Source organism: Aerococcus sp. BD502 (genome assembly GCF_057919555.1).
In genome coordinates, this window is the sequence record NZ_CP147972.1 from 1,126,373 (window position 1) to 1,142,577 (window position 16,205).

The window sequence follows — 16,205 nt, forward strand, 5'->3', positions numbered from 1 at the left end:
GCAACCCTTCACCAGTCTACGGACTGGTTTTTTGCTTTTAAGCCTCCGTCAAGCTGGCAAGCCTTTCCCAGGGCTTAAGGGCCGGCCTATGGTAAACTAAGGTGAGGTAAGGTGTGCTTTTCCAAAGGAGGAAAACCCATGGACTATACCAAAAGTAATTCAGAAACGATTGATCGCTGGGCTAGAGCCGGCTGGCAGTGGGGGCAGCCGGTGAGCGCTGCAGCGTGTGCTAAGGCCCGACAAGGCAATTTTGACGTCTACCTCACGCCCACTAAAGCCGTGCCCCCAGCCTGGCTGGGAGAGATTCGCGGCCGGAAAATTTTAGGCTTGGCCAGTGGAGGCGGCCAGCAGATGCCTCTCCTGTCTTGTGCTGGCGCCCATTGCACGGTCTTGGATTATTCTAAGGTGCAATTAGCGACCGAGGCGCAGATGGCCAAGCAAGAGCATTACGATATCGATATCATCCACTATGATATGACCCAGCCCCTGCCCTTTCCTGACGAGTATTTTGACCTGATTTTCCACCCGGTATCCAATTGCTATGTGGCGGAGGTGAAGCCCATTTGGTAAGAGTGCTACCGCATCTTAAAGCCTGGCGGCCGGCTGTTAGCGGGCCTTGATATTGGGGTCAATTACATTGTTGATGAGACGGAAACGAAGATTATTAATCATTTACCCTTCAATCCCTTGAAAAATGCCGACCAACGCCAGCAGCTGGCGGCGGGCGACTTTGGCATGCAATTTTCCCACACCATTGAAGAGCAGGTGAACGGCCAGTTGGAGGCCGGCTTTATCCTGAGGGCGCTCTTTGATGACACCAATGGGGAAGGGCGCTTGGAGGCATTGAATATTCCTACTTTTCTGGCGACTTACAGTGAAAAACCCAAATAAAAAAGTGAAGCGGGGGGCTCGACAGAGCTCGCTTCACGGCTTATTATTTGCTCGGGCTGTCCCACAATTGTTCGATTAAAGCCAAGGACTGCGGGCTAAGGTGCTGCTCGTATTGGAGCAAGTCCGCCCGGCAGCGCTCGAGGCGATTTTCGATCCCTTGCTGGGTTTTCAAGCTTTGCGCCTCTGCCTTCGCCTTTTGATAGTAGCGGGGGATGAAGTCAGCCAGAAAATGCCCCTCCAAGGCGGCCGCCTCCTCGGCAGATGGCAGATGGGGCGCTAGGTTATTCGGCAAATGATAGTCGGCTCGTAATTTTAAGCTCGTTAAGGCTGCCACTTTTGCTTGTTTTAAGTACTTAAAAAAGGTCCCTAAGTGGGTGGTCTCGCCCAAGAAACCCATGGCCGTCTGGTAGTCACCTTCCAGTTCTTGCACGGCTTTTATGCAAGCTTTTTTAGCATCTGCACTTAGGGGCAGGCGCTTTTTGACGCTTGTGGTTTTTGGCCGGGCATTGTGCTGCAAAATGAGGGCATAGGCCACGAGAGTCCCCAAGAGGGCGCCCGGGAAACTGCCGAAGAAGGCCCCCAACAGTGTCCCCCACCACACGCGCTCTCGCGGCCAAGGCGTGCGCTGAACTTCCACTTCCGCTACATAAGTGTAAGCGGTAGTGACTGGTTTTCTTGGTTTAGACATGGTATCCCCACTCCTCGTGTTTTCCTTCATTCTAACATGAGTGGCCAAGCCTTGGGAAGGCCTTACGGGTAGCTTGCTGGCAGGCTTCAAGCAGATAGTTTGATTTTGAAATGAATATTGCTTATGCTTACCTTAACAAGTCAAAATTGCGACCTGTTAAAATATTCTTAGGAGGCTTATGATGTCAATGAAATTATACTATGCTCCTGGGACCTGTGCCGTAGCGGTTTGGATTTCCCTCGAATGGGCAGGGGCAGATTACGAAGTTGAAAGGGTGCAACTCAACTCCCCCGAATACAAGAAAATTAACCCCTTGGGTGCCGTGCCCGCCTTGGATAGCGGAAATGGCGAAATCAAAACCCAGGCCAATGCGATCTTGCAATATGTCGCCGCTAGCCATCCGGAAGCCGATTTAGGTGCTGACGAAGGCGTGGAAGATGAGTTCCTGTTCAACGAACTCGGGGCCTTCTTGACTGGCGACGTCCACCCTGCTTTCTGGCCGCTTTTCATGCCCCAACGGTTCACGTCCAGCTCGGCGAATGAAGAATTAGCCCATGTGAAGGAAGCTTCTTATAAGCAAATCGATAAAGTCATGACCCGCCTTGACCAATTGCTCGACGGTCGGGAACATTTGTACAAGGATAAGAAAACGGTTCTGGATGCCTATGCTTACATTTTAACGCGTTGGACGGTCAACACCCCTAAATCCTGGCAGGAATATCCCAATGTGAAGAAATTCATGGAGCATGTTGCTGCTGATCCTGATGTCAAACGTATCGTGGAAGAATCCACCAAATAGGAGCCGCTCATGAAAATCACGCTAGAAAAAGATCAACATCGCGCCGCTGCCTACGATGGCGAGCAAGAAATTGGGGAGTGTACGTATTCCCCCTCAGAAACCATCTGGATTATTGACCACACCGGCGTTGAGAAGGACTACCAAAATCAAGGCATAGCCCGACAACTGGTTGAAGCCGTGGTCAACGGCGCCCGCGAAGCCAAGGTTCAAGTGATGGCCACCTGCCCTTACGCCTTACGCCTGTTTAGAGAAACGGATGAATTTGATGACGTGGTAAAAAAATAGTTCACGGGTCGCACACTGGGGCTTGCCCCAGTGTTTTTTATTATGGCAGGAAATGGGATGAAGTCCGGCAGTAACTCAGCGGCTTGGGGAGAGAGGAGGTGGAGGCATGGAGTTTCAATATGATCAAGGCACGCACACCGTGCTGGCTTACGATCACCAGCGAGAAGTTGGACGCTTGACCGTATCGGCTTCTCCCAACATCTGGATTATCGACTTTCTCGGCGTGAAAGAAGCCTACCTTGGCCAAGGCTTAGACGAGGACTTAGTCGCTTATCTCCTGGCGAAAGCCCGACTGGCCAAAGTCAAAGTGACCGCAACCTGACCAAGCGTGCTGCACTTGTTTCATCAAACAAGCCAGTACGATGATATTCTACTCTAGCAGGAGACGTCCTTCTCCTGTTTTTTATTCCCTAAATGAAATCGCTATCCAATATCTTAAAACTTTGTTGACCGGTTTTGCCTTGGCTGTATATAAGTGTTAATATAATATATAAACAGTAGATACAGTGTAGTCAGAAGAGAGGAGGGGACAGTTGAACATTCAACTCAGCAATGCCAGTGGCGTACCCATCTACCTGCAAATCAAAAGACAACTCAAAGCGGCCATCATAGCGGGCGAATTAGCGGCCGGCGAAAAATTACCATCGATTCGTTTTTTGGCTAAGGAGTTGCGGGTCAGTGTGATAACAACGAAGCGGGCCTATGATGACTTGGAAGTGGAAGGTTTTATTCATTCGGTTCAAGGCAAGGGCAGCTACGTTTCTGTGCAGAATAAGGAATTGATTCGCGAAGAGCAGTTACGTAAGGTGGAAGCCTCCCTGATCAGTGCCCTGCAGCAGGCACGCTTGGTGGGGCTTCACATAGATGATGTCCATCAGATACTAGACACTTTAGGGGAGGATAGCGATGGTGACGAATGCAATTGAGATTAAGAATTTAAGGAAGCATTACCCCGGTTTTACGCTCGGGCCACTAAATCTAGCGGTGCCGACCGGTTGCTTGGTGGGCTACATCGGCGAAAATGGGGCCGGGAAAAGTACCACCCTCAAGGCCCTGTTAAATTTGGTGCAGGCGGATGCGGGTGAGGTGAAGATTTTGGGGCAGACCCCAGGCCAGGAGCCGGCCTTAATGAATCAGGTGGGAGTGGTTTTTGATGACTTGCACTTGCCCTTCGCGATGACGGTGGCCGAGGCAGGGCGTTTTGCCCAACTGGCCTTTGCCACTTGGGATGCGGCTTTGTTTGACCGCTACCTGACCCGCTTCAAACTCCCGAAAAAACGGCGGGTGAAAAGCCTGTCTAGGGGCATGAAGATGAAACTATCCTTGGCTTTAGCCCTCTCGCACGGAGCCAAATTACTCATTCTAGACGAGGCGACCTCTGGTTTGGATCCGGTGGTGCGCGATGAGTTGCTGGATCTGCTCCTCGACTTCTTGCAGGATGAGACGCATACGGTACTCATTTCCTCCCACATTTTGTCGGACTTGGAGAAGGCAGCCGACTATATTGCCTTCCTCCATGAAGGGCACATTCATTTTTTTGCCCAAAAAGACGAGCTTAAGGAGGCTTATGCCCTCTGCACCTTAACGGATGAACAGGCCGAAGCTCTACCTGCCCAGGCCATTGTTGGCCGGCGCCGCCATGCTTTTGGCCAGGAGCTGCTCGTTAAACGGGACTGCCTGCCTCATGGTGTGGACGGGGTGCAGCCCAGTATTGAAGATATTATGGTTTATACGATTCGGGGGTCAGAACAATGAAAGCTCTACTCTACAAAGATCTGGTTCAAGCGAAAGCCACCTACTTGCTTTTACTTCTGGTAGCAGGGGCCGTTGGCATCTATGCGGTCAGTCAAGGGCATCCGCTCCTGATCCCAGCCCTCTTTGTCTACTTACCAGTGCTGGCGAATGGCATTTCCTTTGGCGGCGAGGCCCAGGCGGGGACAGGGAAATTTATTTTCACCACCCCAATTTCTAGAAGCACCTATGTCTGGAGCAAGTACATGCTAACCTTGGTTTTGGCGCTCCTCGCTGCTATAGCGACCGTCATCATTTTGCGAGGCGATGGTAAGCCCAGATCCTTCATTATCCTGTTGGCTTCCTTGGCTTTCTTTGTGCCGGTATTTTTCTCTGCCATTCAGATTCCTTTTATCCTGAAATTTGGTGCTGAAAAGGGGCGTATCCTGATGGTCATCACCTATTTCCTCTTGTTTTTGGCTAGTAGCTTTTTCAGCAGTCACCGGCAAGTCCTCGTCCAGCAACTCAACGACTGGACCACCCACCAGCCCTATCTTTTGAGCGGTGGCCTGCTTCTCTTGGCTGTCGTGCTCCTCTTCCTATCGGTGGGAATAGGTCAACAACTCATGAAGCAACATGAATATTAATAAGGCACAAAGCAAACGGTAGTCATCGGCTACCGTTTTTATGAATTCTATTTTCGGTAGTGAGGCCAGAGAGGGGAGAAGCCAAGCTGATATCATCACAATAGCTTGGGACCGCCTCTTTGGTGGGTAGCGTGAAACAATTTCGCCAGTAAGAATTTTACAAGAAAGCGGGGGATAGTCATCATAAACGGGCGCGGCGGCCTGTTTTCCTTTGCGCTATTAAAAAGGCCAACCTGGCTTTAGTTTTCTATTGTGGTTGATGAAAGTCCCTCGTTCTTAGCGAGGGCTAGTTAAAAGCTTATTTTACCCCTTCATGCCTAACTTTCTATTGCATGTGGGGGCGTTTTATTGTATAAAGGGGCTAGGAGATTGGCTTAGAGCGGTGCTCTGAGAGGGAAAAGGTGAGGAAAGTGAAAAAAAGTCTGGCGATAATTTTACTAGCCGTGAGTATCCTGGCAGGCTGCCAAAACCTTGAGCATACGGTGCGCGACTGGCTGACCCCGGTGAGTGAGGAAACACCGGTGGCTGAGCACAAGAGTACCGTCAAATCTAAGGATGTGAAGGAAGCGGCACAGGAGGCCGCTCGGGAGGCCAAGGCTGGGGCTAAGGAAGAGGCTGAGCGCCCGCAAAATGGCCCAGCAGAACGCGCCTTGCTGCCGGCCAATGGGTCGCCCTTAGCGAATAGCCTGGCCTACCTGCAATTTGGGCTGGTGGACGCCGTGACGCACTTTCAGGCTTTTTACCCCGACGCAAAGCTCACACAGATCACCCTGGCCCCCGAAGCGGACCACTACGTGTACCATTTGCAGGGCCAGGATGAGGCCGGCCAGTATATGATGACTCTTGACGGTCACACAGGCTGTGGCAAGCGCCAGGCAGAAAGGGGCACAGCCCCCCAAACGCCTGCCCTCACCCTGCCTTCTGCCAGGCTCAATCAGCAGGTGAAGGCCGTGCTTAAGGAAATGACCGCCGAAAACGGGAGCGACTACACGCAGCTCACCTTCAAAATTTTTGTCGAAGGCAGTCGCCCCCAGGTGGAAGTGACCTTGGCAGCGCCCGTCGCTTCAACGAAGAACTTGCCGGAAAAAATGAGCCGGCGTTATGACTTAAACAGCGGTGAACGTTTAGACGAAGCCGGAAAAAAGGTAACAGCCAAGGCGCAAGGCGATCAGGACGCCGCAAAAGCAGAAGAAGAGGAATAAGGCTCGACACGCGTCGGGCTTTTTTAGTATAGGGTGACGGCCATTCGTTTAAATAGAAATAATAAGCCCAATATGCTATACTCAGGGTGAAGAAAGGGGAGAAAGCGATGAACTTACAGCAATACTTTAAAAACCTAGCCGCACAGGAATTGGTGGGTGTGGAGGAAGCCATAGCATTTTTCCAAAAGCATTTTCCAGAAACCGATATTGAGTCCCTGGAATTGAAATTTGACGGGGCCCGCTTCAAATACGAAATGCGTGGCTTAAACGATGACACCCGCTATGAATTTGCTTTTAATGCGGCGACGACAACCATTTTTAAGATAAAACCCAAGCCCTTGAAGGAGAAGTACCGGGGTGGGGTGCGGCGCCGGGAGAAGGCGGTGGCTTTGGATCACTTGCAGCCTTTGGAGGCCTTGATGGATCTGGCAGCGGCGCAGGTGCCAGCGGGCTATCGACCTTATGAGTGGGAGCTGGAGCGCAAGGGTGAGGTGACCGTTTGGGAGATTGAGTACACCGATGCCCAAGGCGACAAAGAAATGGAAATTAAAATTAACGCACAAACCGGCGACCTGATCAAGATTGAATTTCCCCGGTAAATTAGCATTCCCAGCTTACTCTCGACTTACCGGCTTTTCCTTAAGCAAGACTTAAATTTTTTTGCGGCCTTCTTTGTTGCAAAAGGTGGCGAAATCACCTATAAATAGAAGCACAGTGAAGGAGGAAAGAAGATGAAAAAATTAGCAGGTAGCCTGTTATTGGCCGGTGGTTTACTCTTCGGGTGCACGGCCAATGATGCCCAGGAAACACCGAGCAGCAAGGAGGTTGCAGCCCCTAAAACAGCAGCCTCTCAAGACACCCCGTCCCACCAAGAAGGCAAGGAAAGTGAGACCAGCCCAGCATTGGGTGTGGATATTGAACAAGCTTTCAGTATCTTTAAGGAAAAATACAGCCAAGCCAAGGTTGACCAAATTGAATTTGAAGAAGACCACGGGAAAACCACCTACAATATCGAAGGTTTAGCAGCGGGCAAGCAATACGAAATGACCATCGATGGGCAAAGCGGCGACGTTTTGAAGGAGTCTGAGGAAGTCGAACAAGACGAAAAGGCGGAAATTACGCCCGCCGATCTGGATAAGGTGGGCCATTATATCGAGCAAGCAAAACAGGAGGCCGGCGTTGGCTACGAGGTTAAGGAATACGAGCTCAAAGTCAAAAGTGAAGGGAAAAAATTTGACCTGAAACTCAAAAACAAAGACGGGCAAAAATTAAAATACAAGTTTGACTTCGAAACCGGTGAAATCTTAGAAAAAGAAACCGACTAAGCCTAAAGCTGGCCCTAGCTGGTCAGCTTTTTTCTTTTTTTGAAAAAGGCCTTTAAAAATTTCTGTTTAGGAGTATAATAGGGATGTTATGAATTTTACTGAAGCGGATATGGCGGAATTGGCAGACGCGCTACCTTCAGGCGGTAGTGAGCAAGCGCTCGTGCAGGTTCAAGTCCTGTTATCCGCATCCAAAGCTGGCCTTGTGGTCGGCTTTTTTTCTGTCCTCTGCCTTTAAAACTTTTGAGCACATCAATTGGAGCAGCGTCCAAGCCCCACTATAATAAATGTAATCGTGACTCACGGGCACACGCCCAGCATTTTAGAAAGTAGGTCAGCTATGTTAGAAAAAAACAGGCGTTGGCATTCCATCGCTCTTATATTATTTGCCTTGACGCTCTTTGCCAATTACCTATCGGCAGCGGGCTTGCTCTTCCCCTACGACCAAAAAATGATCTCCGACACCTACGCCAATTACCTGGCGCCAGCCGGCTTCACCTTCTCCATTTGGGGGCTCATCTACCTGGGCATGGCGGTGACCTTGGCCTTGCCTTGGCTGCGCGGTTTTTCCCGCACCTTCCAGAGCTTCTACCAGCAGAAAATCATGCCGGTCTATGTCCTCTGGCTGGGAGCGAATTTGCTGTGGATCATCTTCTGGTCCTATAACCTCATTTTCCTCGCCCTGGTGACGATTGTCGTCTACGCCCTAAGCCTCCTCTACCTGGTGCGCTTATTGGCAGGGCGGCTGGAGCTTTCCAATACACGGCCGTGGCTGTTAAAAATTCCTGTGGGCCTGCATGCCGGTTGGGTTGTTTTTGCGGCCTTTGCCAATTTAATGACCCTCCTGATCAAAGGCGGGATTGCCAGCTACTCGGTTTTGGACATTATGCTAACAACGCTGCTCTTAGTCGTCGCTTGTGCAACGATCCTCTACCTCTACCGGCAATTTGATAATTTTGCTTTGACGGTACCCGCACTTTGGGCGCTTTTTGGTATCATCGCGAAGCAGTGGCCCAGTTCCAGTTTCTACTATTCTAATATTTTCGTCATGTTGTTAGGTATCGTCCTTTTCTTTATGGCCTTGTACCTGCATTTGAAAATCCATCAAGAGCATCGCGCTCATCGTTAAATTAAAAAACACAGCTGTTTTGAAACACCTGGACAGGGGGATAATCTGTTACAGGTGTTTTGTTTTTCTGTTATAACACCCCTCGAAAGTCTGCCCGTGTTTACAAGGCATGAAAACTTAAAATAAAAAGGTTTTCTTGGATAATGATAACTGTTTTTCCTTGACCTTCTATTGTAATACTTATATAATAAAAGTGTAATAAAGTACCTGGGAGTTATCCCGCCCCTAAAGAAAGAAGGTCATATGATGTTTACCTCCAAAAACCGCTGGTACACCACGGCAGTTATTCTATTTATTGTCACCCTTTTGGTGAGTGCTTTGTCAGCGTTGGGTCTAGGCTTCCCTCATAGTCAAGCTGAGATCTTGAATGCATATGGCAATCTCTTCGTTCCGGTTGATTTTACCTTTGCGATTTGGGTCGTGATTGCTATCGCCATGGCCTTTACGTTAGCTCTGCCCTGGCTTAAGGCAGGCTCCCAAGCTTTCCAAGCCTTCTACCACGAGCGAGTCATGCCCTACTATGTGGTGTGGCTTTTGGCCAGCCTCCTGTGGCTCGTCTTTTGGTCTTTTGACCTGGTTTTCCTCGCCTTTTTGGCGGTCCTGGTTTATGCTGGGGCACTCTTAGGCCTCGTTCGCCTCATCCAACAGCGTGCCGATCTGAATGATCGGACGCCCTGGCTCTTGAAAATTCCGGTGGGCTTCCACGCCGGCTGGGTGGTTTTCCTCGCCTTCGTTAACTTCATGACCCTCATGGTGAAGTGGGGGCTCAACAGCTTCTCCTACTTCGACATGGTGCTGACGGTCATTTTGCTGGTGGTGGCTTGTGCTGCGATCTTCTGGCTCTATGACCGCTATGATAATTTCGCCTTGACCGTGCCCACTTTCTGGATGCTTTTCGGAGTCATGGTCCAACAACGTCCCGACTCCGCCTTTGCCCATCCCAATGCTTACGTTATGGGCTTGGCTTACGTCTTAATGATTGGTGCCTTGGCCCTCCACATTAAAATTTTAAAGGAGCACCAATTTAGTCGTGAAGCCAAAGTTTAATATTCGTCCCCGTTTTCACCTGCTAAGTTACTTTAGCAGGTGTTTTTTAATTTTTAGAGGGCTTGGCTTGGGGCCTCAATTGATGGACTCAGAAGCGTCCATCAGACGGCTTCTGCTGGCTGCTCTGTTTGCTTGGAAAACACTAATCGTACAAAACCTGTTTCCTTAAGGGTACAAATAATGTACTTAAAGCAGCGACAAAAGCTCAACTCGGAGCTGGGCACATCGCTGCAGGTCAGGGCTTTTTTTCTATTAGGGGGCCAAGAAGTGGGCAGTCGCAAGCTTTTGTGGACTCGGCCATTGAAAATGCTGGCGGAGGGGGGCTTGGTTCATACGGCCTCCTCCCTGCCGCCACCAGCAAAAACATTGAGTCCACCAGGCAAAAGCCACTACAATAGGAGTGATTGTATTTTGCTTTGTGAAGAAGGGGGACCTTATGAGTTTAGATGTTTATCATTTGACGGGACGGCGGAATGACACGCCTTTTAATCGCTTGGCAGTCGGAGATTTACTAGAGCGAAATGGGGCGAGTCGGCCGGAAGACGTGGCCTTGATTGCGTCAACGCCCGATTCCTATACAGAAGAGCGCTTCCAACGCTTGACCTATGGCGAGTTGAACCGGTATTGCAATCAGTTTGCCCAGGCCTTGCTCGAAGTGAGTTCAGCGCCAGAGCAAAAATGCCTCTACCTCTGTGAAAATACGAACGAGGCCTTGATCGCTAAATTTGGCATGGCCAAGGCGGGCTGGGTGAGTGTGCCGGTGAACCCGAATCTCTCGGCGGATGTCTTAGCTTATTTGGTGGACCTCGTGGAGCCGCGCTTGCTTTTGTGCGACAGCCCCTTTGTGGAGCGCGTGCAGGAGGCCTTGGCGCCGCTGGACCGGAACGTGGACTTGGTGATTCCCATTAACGGGGAGTCCGTAGACGATATTAAAACTTTTGCCGACTTTATTGCCGGCCAAGACGAGCGCCAGCCGGAGGTGAAAATTCACGGCGACGATGTTTGGGAAATTCTCTTCACCTCTGGGACCACCTCCATGCCAAAGGGGGCGATGATTTCCCACCAATACAGTTATTTAGCCGGCTACCGCTATGGCATGCACTTTAGCCGCGGGGTGCTGCAGCCCCACCACTACCGCATGGTGAGCTTCTTGCCGGTCGTTTACCACTGTGCGGACCAGACGCTCCCCATGTCTTGCTTCTTGCACGGCGGGGCCTTGGTGATTGGCCGCGAGCTGGATTTTGAAGCGCTCTTAGATGCCATGACCCAGGAAAAAGTCACCTCCCTTTGGCCAGGCAGCCCGAATGCCATGCGGGCCATTGTGGAAACCTATGACGCCGAGCCGGAGCGCTATGACTTGAGCCATTTGACGACCATTCTCTACGGCTATGCGGTCTTGCCTCCGGAATTAGTCGACGACTTGAAGCGGATCAGCCAGCCAGAGCTTCAAATCATTAACTCCTTTGCCCAAACGGAAGTGCTGGCTGGTTTTGCCCTCTACCATGACGAGAAACCCCGTAATGAGATCGCGGATCGGCAGAATATGGTGGGCCGGGCCGATGCCCTCTTGGAAGCACGGATTGCCGGCGAACCTTTGGGCAAGCGCAAGACGGGTGAAGTTTGCTACCGGTCGCCCTTTGCCTTCTCGGGCTATTATAAAAATCCTGAGGAAACGGAAAAAGCCATTCGTGATGACTGGTTCTACTCGGGCGATGTGATTATGTATGACGAGAACGACCAGGCCATTATGGTGGACCGGGTGAAGGACATGATTAAAACCGGCGGGGAAAATGTCTCCAGCAGCCGGGTCGAAACGGTGCTGGCCAGCCATCCGGACGTGAAGCAGGCAGCCGTGGTGGGCCTGCCGGATAAGCGCTGGGGCGAGGCCGTGACCGGGGCCGTGGTGTTGAAGCCGGAAGCCCAGGTCACAGCTCAGGAACTCATTGCCTACTGCCGGGAGCGCTTGGCGGGCTTTGAAACGCCGAAAGCCATTTACTTCGTCGACCACTTGCCAGAATCCATTGGTGGAAAAATTAAGAAACCTGCTCTGAAAGAAGAACTCGGGAGGCGAAAAAATGCAGAAAGTTAAGACCATCACGGTGCTAGGAGCCGGGACCATGGGCAAGCAATTGACGGCTTACCTCCTGGACCAAGGTTTTCGGGTGCACTGGGTGAAGGCCACGCCTTTTTTTGGGGAACGGGCGGCTTTAGTCGACAAATTGAAAAAGCAGCTGAGCCAGCCGGCCTTAGCAGAGCGGCTGACCCTCTGGCCTTGGGTGGACTACCAGGAAGCTTGGCCAAAAACCGACCTGGTGCTTGAGGCCATCATTGAAGATTTGGCCATTAAACGCGACTACTTAGAGAAATTTGCCGCCCATTACGGGGCAGAAGTGGCCATTGCTAGCAATACGTCCAGCTTATCCGTCCAGCAAATGGCGGCGGGCATGCGGGCGCCGGAGCGCTTCTTGGGCCTCCATTTCTTCAATCCCGTGTCCACGAGTGCCTTGGTGGAAATGGTGCCAGGGCCGGTCACTCAAGACAGCCTGCTGCAAAAGTTAGAAGACTGGCTTTATTTGAAGCTGGGTAAGAAACCCATTCGTGCCCATGATGTGCCAGGCTTTGTGGCCAATCGGATCGGCTTTTTCTCCAATTACGACATCATGCGCCGGGCGGAGGCTTTGGGCTGGCCGGTGAATAAAACGGATGCCCTGAGCGGAAAGTACTTGGGCCGGACGAAGATGGGGCCTTACCGCCTGACCGATTTAACGGGCGTGGATCTTTTTGAAGACGCCCTAGTGAATTATCAAACCGATGAGCATTTAGCGCCCTTCCTCCCCGACCGCACCGCCCAAAAAGCCTTGCTTAAGGCGGGCTATGTGGGAGACAAGGTCGGCCAAGGCTACTACAAGAAAGCCGGGGGCCAGCGCTTTGTTTATGATTTTAAGGCGGCGGACTATGTGCCGGCCGACTTCCCCCGCTATCCGATATTGGACGTTTTAGATAACTTGCATTTTGAGGAACGCTTTACGGCGCTCTTTCACGCGGAAGATGCGGAGGGCCGCTTCATGTGGGAAAGCCTGGCGCGTGTCTTGTACATGGCGGCCTGGCAGGTGGGCGTGGCTTGTGCCGATTACCGGGACGTGGACCGGGCGCTTGTCTGGGGCTACCACTGGCGGCTCGGGCCTTTTCAAATTTGGCAAATGGTCGGCTATGAGCGCGTGAAGGCCGATTTGGCCAAACGCTTTGGGGCCCTGCCCGATTGGCTGCCAGAAGATGGCTTTTACACGAAAAATGCGAGCCTGGCCTTGCGTGTCCAGCCCGACCAGTACGTGGACCGCGTGCTCAAGGATGAAGCCGGCCTCTACCGCTTGTACAGCACTACAGACGGCATTTGGGTTTTTGAAAACCAGACGCGCAACAGTGTCATTAAGCCCAGCCTTCTGAAGGCTATGCGGGCGACGCTCCATGACCTCAAGACGAGCTCGGCTCCGGGCTTGGTGCTGACATCCGCGGGGGAGAATTTCTCCGTGGGCTATGACGTGACCACCTTTGCGGCCAGTTTAGCGGCTGACCGCTTGCTGGCGGATAGCCTGGCCAATAATGACCTGGGCCATGAAGTGATCCAAGCCTTGTGGACAGCGGACCGGCCGGTGAGTGTGGCCTTGACGGGCTTTACCCTAGGCGGTGGGGCGGAAATTGCCTTGGCCGCCAGCCACCGGACGGCCAGCCAGACCCTGCGTATGGGCCTGCCGGAAGTGGGCATGGGCCTCATCCCTGGAGGGGGTGGCTTAGTCATGCTGGCACGGCAAGTTTACCAGTCGGCCTTGAGTCGGGCGGAGAAGAAGCGCCAACTGGAGGAAATTTTCACCCAGGTCGCCTATGGCTTAATCAGTCAAAATGCGGCAGATGCCCAAGAAAAAGGCTACCTCCAGGCCGGTGACACCCTCGTGCGCCAGGAGGAATTGGTGCTCGAGGCCGCCTTGGCCTGGGTGCAGGACGCTGACCGCTATGGCTTTACCCCGAAAACTGAGGAGGTCCTCCCAGTCATGGGAACCGAATTGATCGCCATTATTCAAGGCATCACGGCCAATTGGCTCAAGGGTGATTTTATCACCCCGCATCAAAAGCAACTCGCCGATGCGATTGGCGTGGTCTTAGCAGGCGGGCGCGTGCCGATGGGGGCAAAGCGGACCGTGGCCGACTTTTTCGCGGTTGAGCAGGCAGAGTTTGTCCAATTACTGAAAACGAAGGAAACGCAAGCTATATTACACAAGCAAGTGAAGGGGGCGAGGTAAATGCAGGACGCTGTGATTGTCGCCGGTGGCCGGGCACCCGTGGCCCGGGGCCGGGTGGGCGGCACCTATTATTTCGACAAGCCGGAAGCTATCAGCGCCCAAGTGCTAAAAGGAGTCCTTAAGCAATTGGGGCCGCGCTTTTCGCCAGTGGAAATCGACGATGTCATTGTCGGCTGTGCCATGCCGGAAAATATTCAGGGCAGCAATATTGCCCGCCGGTTGACCTTGGAGGCGGGCCTGCCGGTGAGTGTGCCTGCGCAAACGATCAATCGTTATTGCGCCTCGGGCATTGAAGCCTTGGCCCTCGCCGACCTGAAAGTCAAAAGCGGCCAGGCCAATTTGGTGGTGGCCGGGGGTTTGGAATTCCAGAGCACGACCCCTTACGCCAGCCTAGAAGCGACCGCCAGCCTGCCTTTGGAAGAGGCGGGGGTGGGCTTGTCCACCTGGATGGGCATTACCGCTGAAAACCTAGCGGAAGCATACGAGATTTCCCGCCAGGCCCAAGATGAATTTTCGGTAGGCAGCCATCATAAGGCTGCGAAAAACCGGGCGGCCCTGGAAGGCGAAACCATTCCGGTTGAGGCCCATACGGGAGAGGGCGATGATACCCACTGGGTGACCCATGACGAGGGCATCCGCCCCGATACCTCCTTAGCTCAAGTGGCGAAACTGCCCGCCGTCTTTAAAAAAGGGGGGACGGTAACGGCCGCTAGCTCCAGCCAGATTAGCGATGGGACGGGCTTTATCGTGGTGATGAGCCGGGACTTGGCCAAGCAGTGGGGCTTAAAACCTCTGGGTCGGCTCTTGGACTACCAAGTGGTGGGCTGTGATCCCGATATGATGGGCATTGGCCCCGTGCCGGCGACACAAAAAGTTCTCCAAAATACCGGCCTGACCCTGGATGACATGGGCGTGATTGAATTGAACGAAGCCTTTGCGGCTCAGAGTCTGGCTGTTTGCCAAGCCCTTGACTTGGATCCAAAACGCATCAACCCACGCGGGGGCGCCATTGCCCTAGGCCATCCGAACGGGGCAACCGGGGCGATTTTAAGTTGGCGGCTCTTAGACGAAATGAAGCAAAAGCAAGCGCGCTATGGCCTCGTCACCATGTGCATTGGTGGGGGCATGGGCGCGGCTGGTATTTTTGAACGTTGTTGTGAGGAGGAGACTGGGAATGGAAATCTGTGACTTGCTGGGGATTGACGTGCCCATTATCCAAGGGGCCATGGCCTATGTCTCAAGGCCACCACTCGTCGCTGCCGTCAGTGAAGCGGGTGGTTTAGGTGTTTTGAGCACCAATGGCTTGTCGGCAGCGGACTTGCGCCAGGAGCTGTCCCAGTGCCGGGAACTAACGGCTAAGCCCTTTGGCGTGAATTTAATGCTTCAGGCCCATAATATTTCGGAGCTGCTCCAGGCTTTATTCGAGGAAAAAGTGCCGGTCGTCACCACCGGAGCCGGCACCCCCAAAGCCTTCCTGAAAGACTTACAAGCCCAAGGCACCAAAGTGATCCCCGTTATTGCGAGCTTAAAGCACGCCCAAAAAATGGCCGACCTGGGGGCGGATGCCATTGTGGCCGAGGGTCGGGAAGCTGGTGGTCATATTGGCCAAAGCAGCAGCCTCCCCCTCTGGCAGGCGGTTTTGCGAGCCGTTGATATTCCCGTGGTGGCCGCCGGTGGCATCGGGAGTGGACAAGCGATCGTCGCCGCAGAAGCCATTGGGGCAGCGGGGGTGCAAATCGGTACCCGTTTTCTCGCTGCCCAAGAAGCCCACTTGCCGAAAAGCTATACGGATCTCCTTTGCCAGGCCGATGACCAGAGCACCATTGTCACGGGGGCGAGCTGGGGGCAGCCGGTCCGGAGCCTTGCTACCGACTTCCTAGAAGAGATTCGGGCCGCTGAATTCCAAGGTACCGATCCCAAAGTCATTGGCGAACGCTTGAAAGCCAGCTACCAGGCCGCTTTAGGGTCGGGAGACTGGACGAAAAGCTCCCCCATGGCCGGGGAAGTCGCCAGCCTGATTCAAAAGCAACAGCCCGCGCGTGCAATTATTGAAGAACTGCAAGCAGAGGCCCAAGCGACTAGAAGTCTTTTACAGGCACGCTGGTCTTAAGCCTACAGAAAAACGCCAAAGCTTTGCGCTGTGGCGTTTTTTATTTCTTCAGTATTTTT

General features: G+C 52.7%; 18 protein-coding genes and 1 tRNA gene. 18 read left to right on the top strand and 1 reads right to left on the bottom strand.

The features are described 5' to 3' along the window. Positions 1-138: 138 nt before the first annotated feature. Both WF803_RS05285 and WF803_RS05290 read left to right on the top strand, forming a co-directional pair. A complete protein-coding gene (locus WF803_RS05285; protein ID WP_489610505.1) occupies positions 139-570 on the top strand; it encodes a class I SAM-dependent methyltransferase in 432 nt (143 codons plus the stop codon). Between the two features lie 117 nt (positions 571-687). Beyond that, the gene (locus tag WF803_RS05290; RefSeq protein WP_489610506.1) at positions 688-891 is read left to right on the top strand and encodes a methyltransferase; all 204 of its coding nucleotides are present in this window, start codon (positions 688-690) and stop codon (positions 889-891) included. Positions 892-934: 43 nt separating this feature from the next. On the opposite strand, the gene WF803_RS05295 is transcribed toward WF803_RS05290, so the two are convergent. Then, positions 935-1,579, bottom strand: a complete 645-nt coding sequence (locus WF803_RS05295; RefSeq protein ID WP_489610507.1) for a hypothetical protein — start codon at positions 1,577-1,579, stop codon at positions 935-937. Between the two features lie 181 nt (positions 1,580-1,760). Between WF803_RS05295 and WF803_RS05300 the strand changes: the two genes are divergently transcribed. The 16 genes from WF803_RS05300 (at position 1,761) to WF803_RS05375 (ending at position 16,146) form a co-directional block, all read left to right on the top strand. Further along, complete coding sequence (locus tag WF803_RS05300; protein ID WP_489610508.1) at positions 1,761-2,378, top strand: glutathione S-transferase family protein; 618 nt, start codon at positions 1,761-1,763, stop codon at positions 2,376-2,378. 9 nt (positions 2,379-2,387) lie between these two features. Then, positions 2,388-2,663 carry a GNAT family N-acetyltransferase gene (locus WF803_RS05305; protein WP_489610509.1) on the top strand — a complete coding sequence of 92 codons (276 nt, stop codon included), beginning with the start codon at positions 2,388-2,390 and terminating at the stop codon, positions 2,661-2,663. A 106-nt stretch (positions 2,664-2,769) separates the two neighbouring features. Continuing rightward, the gene (locus tag WF803_RS05310) at positions 2,770-2,985 is read left to right on the top strand and encodes a hypothetical protein (protein WP_489610510.1); all 216 of its coding nucleotides are present in this window, start codon (positions 2,770-2,772) and stop codon (positions 2,983-2,985) included. A gap of 211 nt (positions 2,986-3,196) precedes the next feature. Next, positions 3,197-3,589 (top strand): GntR family transcriptional regulator, encoded by a 393-nt coding sequence (locus WF803_RS05315; protein ID WP_489610511.1) that lies wholly within the window; start codon positions 3,197-3,199, stop codon positions 3,587-3,589. Continuing rightward, positions 3,570-4,418 carry an ABC transporter ATP-binding protein gene (locus WF803_RS05320; protein WP_489610512.1) on the top strand — a complete coding sequence of 283 codons (849 nt, stop codon included), beginning with the start codon at positions 3,570-3,572 and terminating at the stop codon, positions 4,416-4,418. The genes WF803_RS05315 and WF803_RS05320 overlap by 20 nt, the downstream gene beginning before the upstream one ends. After that, positions 4,415-5,041 carry an ABC-2 transporter permease gene (locus tag WF803_RS05325; protein WP_489610513.1) on the top strand — a complete coding sequence of 209 codons (627 nt, stop codon included), beginning with the start codon at positions 4,415-4,417 and terminating at the stop codon, positions 5,039-5,041. Before WF803_RS05320 ends, WF803_RS05325 begins: the two co-directional genes overlap by 4 nt. 443 nt (positions 5,042-5,484) lie before the next feature. Then, positions 5,485-6,243, top strand: coding sequence for a hypothetical protein (locus WF803_RS05330; RefSeq protein WP_489610514.1), 759 nt, complete (start codon positions 5,485-5,487; stop codon positions 6,241-6,243). A gap of 107 nt (positions 6,244-6,350) precedes the next feature. Then, a complete protein-coding gene (locus tag WF803_RS05335) occupies positions 6,351-6,842 on the top strand; it encodes a PepSY domain-containing protein (protein ID WP_489610515.1) in 492 nt (163 codons plus the stop codon). A 132-nt stretch (positions 6,843-6,974) separates the two neighbouring features. Beyond that, on the top strand, positions 6,975-7,568 hold the full coding sequence (locus WF803_RS05340; protein WP_489610516.1) for a PepSY domain-containing protein: 594 nt from the start codon (positions 6,975-6,977) through the stop codon (positions 7,566-7,568). A gap of 103 nt (positions 7,569-7,671) precedes the next feature. Next, positions 7,672-7,755, top strand: a tRNA-Leu gene (locus WF803_RS05345). Between the two features lie 150 nt (positions 7,756-7,905). Beyond that, positions 7,906-8,694 (top strand): hypothetical protein, encoded by a 789-nt coding sequence (locus tag WF803_RS05350; RefSeq protein WP_489610517.1) that lies wholly within the window; start codon positions 7,906-7,908, stop codon positions 8,692-8,694. 246 nt (positions 8,695-8,940) lie between these two features. Continuing rightward, a complete protein-coding gene (locus WF803_RS05355; RefSeq protein ID WP_489610518.1) occupies positions 8,941-9,741 on the top strand; it encodes a hypothetical protein in 801 nt (266 codons plus the stop codon). Between the two features lie 436 nt (positions 9,742-10,177). Then, positions 10,178-11,830 (top strand): class I adenylate-forming enzyme family protein, encoded by a 1,653-nt coding sequence (locus WF803_RS05360; protein ID WP_489610519.1) that lies wholly within the window; start codon positions 10,178-10,180, stop codon positions 11,828-11,830. After that, on the top strand, positions 11,817-14,036 hold the full coding sequence (locus WF803_RS05365) for a 3-hydroxyacyl-CoA dehydrogenase/enoyl-CoA hydratase family protein (RefSeq protein ID WP_489610520.1): 2,220 nt from the start codon (positions 11,817-11,819) through the stop codon (positions 14,034-14,036). The genes WF803_RS05360 and WF803_RS05365 overlap by 14 nt, the downstream gene beginning before the upstream one ends. Further along, positions 14,037-15,224, top strand: a complete 1,188-nt coding sequence (locus tag WF803_RS05370; protein ID WP_489610521.1) for a thiolase family protein — start codon at positions 14,037-14,039, stop codon at positions 15,222-15,224. Continuing rightward, positions 15,211-16,146 (top strand): NAD(P)H-dependent flavin oxidoreductase, encoded by a 936-nt coding sequence (locus tag WF803_RS05375; RefSeq protein ID WP_489610522.1) that lies wholly within the window; start codon positions 15,211-15,213, stop codon positions 16,144-16,146. The genes WF803_RS05370 and WF803_RS05375 overlap by 14 nt, the downstream gene beginning before the upstream one ends. Positions 16,147-16,205 lie beyond the last annotated feature (59 nt).